Source organism: Spiroplasma sp. hy2 (assembly GCF_044714365.1).
In the GTDB taxonomy this organism is placed as follows: Bacteria; Bacillota_I; Bacilli_A; order Mycoplasmatales; family Mycoplasmataceae; genus Spiroplasma; species Spiroplasma phoeniceum.
In genome coordinates this window covers 1-11,508 of sequence record NZ_RXFZ02000016.1, presented here as the reverse complement: position 1 = coordinate 11,508, position 11,508 = coordinate 1, and the positions used below count along the sequence as shown (strand labels likewise).

The window sequence follows — 11,508 nt, the reverse complement described above, 5'->3', positions numbered from 1 at the left end:
ATCAACGGTATTATATTTTAACGTTTAAAAAATTTAAAGCAAAATCATAATCTTACACAAAATTAGTTTTCAAATTGTCATATTGATGATTTTTTTTATTTCATCAAGAGTTTTCGACAAAATTAAAGRTAAAATTTTAAAAAAGTTTTATTTTTTTTTGATATAATACATTGATAAGAGAGCAAATATTAAGCTCGCATTTTTTAAGAAATGAGGTGAGGTTATGGGGAAAATTAAAGAATTAATTGATATTAATAAAATTGAAAAGAATTTAGATTACAATGAATTACATGAAAAAAATCAAGCTCGTAAACAAGAAACGCCATTAGAAATGATGAAACGAATCAAGGCACCTCGAATTGGTTTTTTTAAGTTAGTTGCAATTTATTACCGTCGTTATTTATTACGTTCATTTACAATTTTATTTGCATTAGTACTAAGTTCAACTTCAATTGTTATAATGACTTTTTTAATTAACCAATTAATGAGTGAAATTTTATTTGAATTTGGAGATGATCCAAGTTCAGTCACAACAGGCTTACGATGATATATATGATTAATTATCATTGGTGTTGATTTATTAATTGCCGTAATTACAACAAATATTCGTGAACGAGTAGGTGGAATGCTAGGGCGGAATATTGAAATTGATGTTCGTAATGCGGTATTAAATAATTTAGTTAATTTAAACATTGGTTATTATTCTGATAAAAAAATTGGAGAAACAATGACTAAATTAATTAATGATACACAAGTTATTGGGGATGAATCACAATTAAGCCCAGCTAACTTAATTAGTATTCCAATTATATTTATTGGTAGTGCAATTTCATTATTAAATATTGATTGAAAATTAGCATTGATTTGTTTAGGATCAACAGCATTATTTATGGTTGCTGTCGCAGTAACTTTCCGTTCACAAGCATCAGAAACAGAAAATGTTCGTGCTAAAATTACAGATGTTAATGGAGATGTGACCGATCGAATTGCATCAATTGCGCTAATTAAAGCAACAGGGACAGAAGAATATGAACGTGTTCGTTTTGAACAAATTCATAAAGAATATTACCGTGTTAATCGTCGTTTAAATCGTATTCAAGCACGAATGACAACAATTATTATTTTATGTGCATTAAGTTTAACAGTGATTGTTGTTTTAGCAAGTATTATTTTATATGGTAATAAAGGAGCAGAACATACTAATCGTATTATGAAAATTTTGCCAGCCTTTATTATAGGGGTTAATACTTTGGCATTTCCAATTTGAACTTTAACTGGATTAGTTCCAGGATTAGCACGTGCAACAGCTTCAACAAAACGAATTATTCAATTAATTCGTGTTGATACAACCATTGATCCAAACCGTAATGCGCCTGAGATACAAGAAGTTGAAGGTGATATTATTTTAAAAGATATTGTTTTTGAATACCCTGAAAAACCAGGTGTTATTATTTTACCTAAAACAACAGTTACATTTAAAAAAGGAAAAAGTTATGCTTTCGTTGGAGAAACTGGAAGTGGTAAATCAACAATTTCAAAATTATTATTACGTTTCTATGATCCAACGAGTGGGGAAGTTATTGTTAATAACACTAATCTAAAAAAATTAAATTTAGCAAGTTATTTAACACATGTTGGTTATGTTGAACAAGAACCAAAAATTTTATTTGGGGATGTAATTTATAATGTTAAATATGGAATGTTTAATGCAACAGATGAAGAAGTAGTTGAAGCTTGTAAAAAAGCCAACCTGCATGATTTAGTAATGGGTTGAAAAGATGGTTATAATACTATTTTAGGAGAACGAGGGTTTATGTTATCAGGTGGACAAAAGCAACGCCTAGTTATTGCCCGAATGATTTTAAAGAACCCACAAATTTTAATCTTAGATGAAGCAACAAGTGCTTTAGATAATATTGTGGAAAAAGAAATTCAAGCTGAGTTAGAAAAAATTATGGTTGGTAAAACAACAATTTCAATTGCGCACCGATTAAGTACAATTAAAAATGTTGATCAAATTTTTGTCTTAGGAAAAGGGCAAGGAATTATTCAAAATGGTAAGTATGATGAGTTAATTGCAGTTGATGGTCCATTCCGTGACCTTCATCGTGCTGGTAATCAAGACAAATAAAAAAGTGTTTATTTTAAACACTTTTTTATTTGCAAATCATAAATTTATTTATAATAGATTAGCTAATATTTTTAGAGTGAGGATTGAGTTATTCAAATGTTTATAGAAATTTATTGTATAATTTATTTATACATTAATTAGTAAGGATAATATTGTAAGAGTAAAAAACTATTTTTATGTTAAATTGAAAGGATGATGAAAATGAAATTTAGAGAATGGAAACATACCTTACGGGATGGTGTTGAATTACATATGTATGAATGGAAACCTGATAATGATAAAAACATTAAGGGGATTGTTCAACTAGTTCATGATAGTGCAGAGCATGCTTTTCGTTATGATGATTTTGCTAAATTTTTAGTAGCAAATGATTATGTTGTCATTGTTGAAGATCATCGTGGGCATGGAAAAACAGCTCTGTCTTCCGAAGATCTTGGTTTCTTTGCCGAAGAAGAAGGGTGAGAAAAAATTATTGATGACTTATATGAAGTAACAACTTATATTAAAAAAAGTTATCCAAACTAACCAATTGTAATGTTTGGTCATTCAATGGGTTCTTTTATGGTACGTCATTATGCAATAAAATATGGCACAAATATTGCGGCATTAGTTATTTGTGGGACAGCACATTACTCAAAACGATTGTTAAAATTTTCAGTTAAAATGGCTAAAATTGGGCAAAAAATGAAAGGACCAAAATCAAAGGATAATTTTATTTATAAATTTTCTTATGCGCCATTAAATGCTCGTTATAAAAAAGAAGGCAATTTAGGAACTGAATGATTATCAACAGATAAAACAGTTCAAGAAGCTTTTGCAAACGACCCATTAACAGGACAAGTTTTTTCAACAAGTGCTTTTAAAGATATGTTTACAGGATTGTTGTTTATTACAAATAAGAAAAATATTAAAAATACACCAGATAACTTGCCATTACTATTTATTGCAGGTGCTGATGATCCAGTTGGGAAATATGGAAAGATGGTTATGAAGACTGTTGATTTATATAAAAAGGTAGGAAAAAAAGTTAAAGTTAAATTATATCCAAATGCTCGTCATGAGATTTTGAATGAGCCAATTAAAAAGGAGATTTATCAAGATATTTTAAATTTTTATAATAAGAGTCTTTTTGTTTAAATAAAAGCACCTTATTTTTTTTAAAAACAAGAATTAGTATCTTGTTTTTTCTATTTTTTTGCTTTAATATAGTTAGTAAGCAATATCGGATTATATTGAAATTTGTGAGGAGAGAAAAATGAATTTATTACATGAATGATCAAGTTTTAATATCCTAAATTCAATTTCATTTTTCTTTAATCCGTTATTGGAACGTATTGCAATAATTTTTCTTACTAATTTTCTTTTATTCTATCTTGTTTTAAAGAATGTAAAATATTTTTTTACTATTCGCGCTAGAAAAAATGAAGCAAAATCTTTAGCAGCAAAATATTTCTTTAATGCAACTTTTGCTATTAGTGAATTTATTGTGCTTTTAATTTTACAAATCATTCTTTTACAAATTTATGCAAGTAAAACAGATACTAGTATTTATCTTAGCACTATTTTAGTTATACAATTTTTTATTGCAATTATTATCTTAATAAATAAACAATTTTTAAACTATACTTTAAAATTAGTTATGTTAGTTTTGTTCTCATTGTTGTTTTCATTTTTAATAACAAAGCAATTGTGAAATTGTTTTTATCATATTAATAATAATCATATTTTAGCATTATGATTAATAAAAAATATTTCAATTGTTTTTATTATTACATTTTTTTATTTATTTAATTTAAAAACAACATTTTTACATGATTTTGCTTTCCGAATTTTAACTTTCTTAATTTTAATTAGTAATTTTGAAAATGGCTCAGCAGACTTAAAAATTTTAGATCGTTCATTGTTTTTTAAAATTATTTTAAAAATAATTAAAGTTTTATGTTTATTAGATTTATTTTTCTTAATAAAAACTGCCAAGAAAACAATGAAAAATTTATGACAAATTAATGATGATAATTCAATTCAACTTGTTGCACTTTTATTATTGTTAAATAATATTCGTTTTTTTAATATTAGTGAAAAAAATGGTTTAGAAAATTTACCAAATAAATTCTTAAGAAATGAAATTAATGGTTGAAGAGGGATCCTTCAAGAATAAAATAAGAATTAATTTATTTTACTAATTCAATGATTTAGTTATTTATTAATTATAAAAAGAAAAGAGGGAATAATAATGCGAAAGTTACTTAATATTTTAGCAGCAGCAACGTTAGTAGCAACGCCAGCTCTTACTGCTAGTTGTAAAACTAAGACAAAAACAGTAGAAGACAAATATAAAGATTTATCAGTTGAAAATTTACCTAATGGACCATTAAAATCAAAAATTTTACAAACAACATTATTTACAAAACTAACAATTGCGAATCGACATGAAAATTTAAATACATATACACCTTCAATGTTACAAATGTTAATGCGACTACCTGATTCATATAAAGATAAGGATGGTAATATTGTTGATAGTGATTACTATCGGGGTAAATATTTAAATAAAAATAATGGGATGCCGTTAACAACTTTATCATCAAATTATGAATATATGAATTTATTAGATAATGAATTATATAATACAGAAAAACAAACTAAGAAAAAAATTCCTGATTATTCTGATAAAGACCGGTTACCAACAATTCCTAATTTAGCAGAAAATAGTAATATGTTAAATTATTGATTTGATGGCGGACCAATGTCAAGTTATTCAACTGCAAAGGAAATTTTACCAACTAAATGTGATGATAACAGAATTAATCAAAACATTATTGATGCATGTAATAAAGCAATGTTTGAGATGCCACGCGTAACTTATTTTTATAATTTAAATATGGATTATAATCCAGTGGCAACAAAAGACATTAAATTTGATACGAGTACAAATCAAAACTTCCTTATTAATAATCAAAAATTTGCGACAGGAGGCCCATTTAAAACAGCTCAAAAATCAGAAGAGCAAGATAAATTAGCAATAATTTTACAGTTAATTTCAATGACGAATATGTTTACAGACCGTTCACAATCAAAAGCATATATTAATCAATTGAACAATTTTTTAGCTTTATCAAAAGATAGTGATGGAACATTTATGGGAAGTATTTTAGGAGCTATTTATTATCAGATTTTTGCTTCTCCTAAATTACCTAATGACCCAACAAAAGAAAATGCAAATTATATTTTTGCAAAATTTGGGTTAACAAAAGCGTTGCAACTTTTAGGTAAAGATAATACTGAAAAACAAGCAATTCAACAAAAAATTGATGATTTTTTCACTAAACAATCACAAGTTTTTAGTGATTTATTAGCAGTAAAACCAATGAAACCGGAACTAAACTTAGCTAATCCAGAAGATCAATATAAAAATCGTGATGCAATGTGAAATGGTAAAACACCAAACTTAAAATTAGCTGATTTATTGTTTAAAAAAGATGATTCAACAAAATCTTTGGCTGAATTATTTACTGATTTTGGAGAATATCTTGATGATTTATATACTAAAGCAGATTTAGAACGCCAAGAAGAAGCAAATAATTCAATTAGTAGTTTTTTAACACTTGCTGCTAATAAAATTACTCCTGGATTTAAAGTAGTATTACAGTCAATGTCAAAAATGATGTTATCAAAATCAGAAGGTGGTTTAGGAACCTTAAGTGTTAATGATATTAATCGTTTTGTTGTTGCTTTATCAAAAGGAATCTTACAAAGTGCTAATGCGTTAACAGAAGTTAGCAAGTTGCCATGATCAGAAGCAAGTGACCAAGAACAAAATCAAACAAAAATTGCACAATTATTAACAGGCAGTGATGACCCATCGACACCAGCAAAGGGTTTATTTATGGATTTAGCATTTACATGGTTTAATGATAGTGCGCAACCAGTAAGGGCATTATTAAACAAATTATATTTTGATCCAAATTCAGAAACACGAAAAGATTTTTTAGCAATTAATAATGCTTTATATGATTATTCAAATACTTTATTATTAGGAGCAAATTGAAATATTAGCAATGGTAAATTAGAAGAAAATAAATTATCGTATGATATTGAATATCAAGGAACAGGTGATGCTGATGTTGCTGCTAATTTAGATTTACATCAAAAATGATATGTTTCAAAAGCAGACATTAAGACTTATCAAGATTTAAATGCAGCTTATTTAAATGCATTAGGTAATCATGATTTGGATTGATTTATGAAATATGATGGGCTAGGAAATAATTACCAAAAAGTGCATTATAAATATAAAGTAACTTGAATGAATATTAATCCTGGTGATGATAGTCATCAATATTGAGTAATTTCTAATATTCAATGATTTGCAAAAGATAGTAGCGGGCAATGAAAACGTTATTATGATGCAATTGAAAATGATTAAAAGTGGAATATAAGGGCTAAGCATGAAAAAAATATTGTTAATGAAGCAAGGGAATTTAGGAATAATTAAAGCAAAAGGGCAATTCATTTCATTGCTTCTTTTGATTTTTATTTGTTCAATTATTACTTCTTGTCTATTTACAACGGTCACTAGTTTACAATCAGCAAATCGACAAATGGATTATGGTAGTTTTGATTATAATTATTCATTTCATTATTCAGCAATGGATTTTGAAAATTCAAATATGCAAACAATTACTCCAAGTTTTGCTTTTGATACAGAATATGTTTTACTAGAAAACAATGGTAATAAATTAACATATCCAAAAATTACAATTGGTGCAGCAGCGACAGATGTTTTTACTGCATTAAAACCATCTGATATTAATTTTAAATTAACAAATGATAAAATTAGGAATTTAACATTAAATTTAACATTACGAACAACTGCGCCAAATTATCAAAACTCATTAATAGCAAAATTACGAGCAATGGGTTATAATGCTTTAGCTGACCAATATTTTAAACTATTTTATACAACGCAAATATATAAGAACTTTTTAGGAATTATTACGGACTATATTAATACTAGTTTTTTAAAAAAACAAAGTAATGCAACGAATGAAGAAATTAAAGTAAGTATTGCTAATTTTATTAATGGAAAAGCAACTTCCGAACAACGAGCAATTGAACGATGAGATTATAATTTAAAAACAGTTGATAATGATTTTACTAAATTTGATATTCCTGATATTACTTTAACATTGGGAAAACAAGATAATAAAACAGTGGTAACTAATATTTCAGAAAATACTTTATTTGAAAAAGGGCTTCGTGGTAGTTTTGGCGTTGCTATTCGTTTTAATGTAATTGATACAAGTAGAAACAAGGAAACACGAATTCAGTATTTAGCACAATCACCGTGGCAATATATTGATAAATTAAATCAAACAGGAATTAATGAAGCCCGAATGGTTATTGGTGATTTATTTAATAAAGTTACTTTTTTTGGTAATTATAGTGAACGAAGTTCTTTTCTTAATTTTGTACAGACTTATTACACAATGCTGGGCGTTGTTAGCAATTTTGATATTGCAATTCGACAAGAAGTTACAACTTGGGATATTACTAATAATTTAAAATATAAAGTAATTGGTTGACATGATTTATTAAAAGAAGAACAATTAAAGCTTTTTGATAAAGTTAATGAGTGGTCAGGACCATCATTAAATGAATCGACAATTAGCAATTATTATGCTGTTGTTAGTCCTAATTATCTAAAAGCACATCATAAAAATTTGCGTGATAATATCCAAATTGGCGAACGAACATTTACAATTGGGGCAAGTGGTGGTGATACTTTAAATATTTATCCAACTATTTATGAAACTGATTTTATTCCTGATTTTAAAACGGATGTTGTCATTTATCTATCGTCTTATGGAATGTCTTTATTAGCAGAAGATAATAATAAAGGTTTAATTAGTTTAAAGGATAATTCGCGAGTATTCTTAAAAAGTTTAACAAATAGACCAACCGAGAATTTAGCAATTTTTAAAAAATATTATGTAAATAATCCTAATCAATTAGATTTTTATGCTCAAATGCTAACCAAAAATTCAACACCACTGGGCAATGATCATTCAATTGGTGCTTTTGAACCAAAAGAAGTAACAAGTTCATTAACACGACGCTATGATTTATTAGCAAAAACAATTAATGTTTACATTTATATTGGCTTATTCTTCATTATTATTTTTGCCATAACATTATTTGCTGTTTCATATATTATTATTAAAGAAATGATTAAACGTGAGTCACCACAAATTGGAATGTTAAAAGCTGCTGGCTATTATTTACGTGAAATTGCACTTTCCTATTGAAGCATTTTAATGGTTAGTATTTTAATTGCAGTACCAACCGGTTGATTAGTTGGAATTACCGTCCAATTATTCGTTATAAAATTATTTAATATGTTTTTTATAATTAATTGGAGTTTTACTTGAAACTGAATGATTTTACTTTTCCTAATTGGGTTCTTTGTTATTTTCTTATCATTAATTACTTTTATTACTTGTTATTTTTCAATTAATAAAACAGAAGTTTTAAGTTTAATTCATCCAATGCGTGAGTTAAAAGTTAATAATAGTTTGGCCCGTACTGTACGTAGTTTCCATTTTAAAACTTTTGTGGGTCGTTTCCGGATGGTTGTTTTATCAACTTCACTAAAACAAGCATTTACTTATTTAGGAATTTTTGCCTTAGTGACATTTACTTTGACTGTCTCATTATTAGCACCAGTCTATGCAAAAAATTTTAATACAAATTATTATAAAAACATTAAATATGGTAGTGAAGTTAAATACAGTAATGTCATAAGTAATAATCCGTTTTCTTATTATAAAACTTATGCATGAAATGGAATTGATAATGTTCCTAAGTCAACTGATCCAATTGAACAAGATTTATATCCCATTGGTGGAATAACACCACTAGCAAATTACTATAGTATTGATGGAGGAGCGATAATTAAACCATTAAAAGCGGTGAAACAAGAGCCAACTGTAGCTGGGATTTTAAAAGATATGTTATCTTATAATTTTGTTACTTTATCAGGAACTAATTTATCATTAGGAATTTTTAATTATTTAAATAATTTAGTAAAAAATTCTTCAGCTGGTGATAGTGTTCGAGCTTTAGTATCAGAAATTTTATGTACCGTATTACCAAAAGCATTAGGCATTGGGGCAATTCCATACCCACCATTTACTGACAAGGAAGATTATCCTGCGTTATGAAGAACATGTTTTAGTAAAGCAACAAATGGGATTATCCCGGCTGCAGTTAAAGAAGATTGAAATAAAAATCCGGATCGAGCAAATCATTTTGCATTAGGAATTGGAACAATGAGTTATAATCCAGCAACTGATGATGTTTTTACTAGTTTTGATGGAACATATAATAATGATAAGCAATTTTCTATTTATGGAATTAATCCAAATACCAAAATGTTAAAATTATCATCCGCTGAGCGTGCTATTTTAGCAAATAATAATGGTACCGTAATTAATGCAATTGCGAATGTTACTGCATTACATCGTTTAATTCTTAATGTTGGAGAGGAAATTGAATTAACTCCCGAAGTAACAACATTGCAATATAATACTGGTCAGCATGAATGAGCAGAATTTACTAACAATAATACAGATTTAAAATATCAAAACTGAAAATATAATTTAAGTGGTAATGCTGTTGGATGAAATGTAAATAATTATCAAAGTTTGTATTCATTAGATAAAAGTTATTTTACTTATAATACAAGTTCACAAACAAAATATTATGTTACTGCTGATCGGAAGAGTGAATATCATAATTTAAATAATGTTGAATTATGGATTCCAACGAATTCGGCGATGGAAGCAATTTGAAGTAAAAAAATAATTACATTGAGTAATGGTCTTCAACGGATTTTATTAAAAGAATTAACAGTTGACGGAAATAAAATTATTCGAAAAGAACGAGTTGATAATAAAGAGTACTGAGTTATTAAACCATATAATTTTAGTTTTGGTGGAACATATAGTGGCGATTTTATTGATGGAATTCCAACAACATGATACCAAGCTGCTGTTGATAATAATTTTATTAAAGCAGCACCATCTTTAACACAAAAGCCAGTTAAAGTTAAAATTGTTAAAAGCATTTCAACTTATGATACACCACGCTTGTTTATTAGTATCAATGATGCTAATCAAATTAATTCATTTCCAATAAATAAAATTGATAATAATTTAAATATAATGCAATGATACAATGGAAAATATACAACCGAATTACAACCATCTGATCAAATTAATCGTTATGCGTTATCATCAACAAATGGTGATTTATCATTAAATAATTTTACGACTTCTTATAACTCATCTGTTTTGACAGCTGATTATGTTGGTATTAAAGCCAAAATTATGAGTCGGGTTATTATTGTTGCCTTATCAGTTGCTTTAATTTTTATTGTCATTATTATTATGGTTTCTGTTATTATAATATATTTTGCAATTGATCTCTTTATTAAAAAGTTTATTAAAATTATTGCAACAATGAAAGTACAAGGTTATAGTCGTTGAGAAATTAATAATTTAATATTAGGAATTTTTATTCCCTTTGCTGTTGTTGGTTGATTACTAGGATATTTTATCACTTGAGGTTTAACATGGACAATTACCCAGCGGATTTTAATGTTCTTTAATTTCTATGTTTCAATTGGAACAGGACTAATTACATTACCAATTATCTTAGGAGGAATTATTATTTTATATGTTATCTCGTACTTTATTTCAATGAAAAAAATTAATCAATTAAATATTCAGGAAATTGTTATGATGGAAAGTTAACAGGATTTAATAAAACTATGGTTTAGAACCATAGTTTTATTTTAATTCATTAATAGGTTTTAAAAACAGTAAAAATAGCGTATAGTTAATAGTAAAGATTTATTTTAGATAAGATAATTTATTTTTAATGAGGGTTTGAAATGTTTAACTTTACAACAAAACAAAAGTGAGTAATTAATGGTAGTTTATTAGGAATGACTTTATTAGCTTTAAGTGGGTTATTATGTTATTTTTTAAAATTGTTAATTCCAGCGATTGTTTTATTATTAATTGCTGGTCTTGGTTTTTTTGCGATAATGATTATGTGACTCGTTATGGAACGGCATAATAAGAAAAAGTAAGGAGTTGATGTAATATGACTGAAAATGAAATTATTCGTAAAATTAAAGATATTAGTATAGATACTGATCACCGGTTTTTCTTTTATCGCAAAATATATTTTACAAAATTTAATGATTAGACTTCTTGCATAACCTAGTTATTTTAAAATTCCTATAAAATATATTTAAAATAGAAATTATAGGAATCTAAAATTATGAAATTTGATAAATTTGATTTTAT

At 26.8% G+C, this 11,508-nt stretch carries 5 protein-coding genes and 1 pseudogene; all 6 read left to right on the top strand.

Translation table 4 applies throughout. The features are described 5' to 3' along the window. The first annotated feature begins 223 nt into the window (after positions 1-223). Positions 224-2,131 (top strand): ABC transporter ATP-binding protein, encoded by a 1,908-nt coding sequence (locus EHV01_RS01140; protein ID WP_422065837.1) that lies wholly within the window; start codon positions 224-226, stop codon positions 2,129-2,131. Positions 2,132-2,323: 192 nt separating this feature from the next. Beyond that, positions 2,324-3,268 (top strand): annotated as a pseudogene (locus tag EHV01_RS01135) (alpha/beta fold hydrolase). Positions 3,269-3,386: 118 nt separating this feature from the next. Continuing rightward, the gene (locus tag EHV01_RS01130; RefSeq protein ID WP_422065835.1) at positions 3,387-4,289 is read left to right on the top strand and encodes a hypothetical protein; all 903 of its coding nucleotides are present in this window, start codon (positions 3,387-3,389) and stop codon (positions 4,287-4,289) included. Between the two features lie 75 nt (positions 4,290-4,364). Continuing rightward, the gene (locus EHV01_RS01125) at positions 4,365-6,557 is read left to right on the top strand and encodes a hypothetical protein (RefSeq protein WP_422065834.1); all 2,193 of its coding nucleotides are present in this window, start codon (positions 4,365-4,367) and stop codon (positions 6,555-6,557) included. 22 nt (positions 6,558-6,579) lie between these two features. Continuing rightward, on the top strand, positions 6,580-10,947 hold the full coding sequence (locus tag EHV01_RS01120; protein ID WP_422065832.1) for an FtsX-like permease family protein: 4,368 nt from the start codon (positions 6,580-6,582) through the stop codon (positions 10,945-10,947). 140 nt (positions 10,948-11,087) lie between these two features. After that, positions 11,088-11,288, top strand: a complete 201-nt coding sequence (locus EHV01_RS01115) for a hypothetical protein (RefSeq protein ID WP_422065831.1) — start codon at positions 11,088-11,090, stop codon at positions 11,286-11,288. Positions 11,289-11,508: the final 220 nt, after the last annotated feature.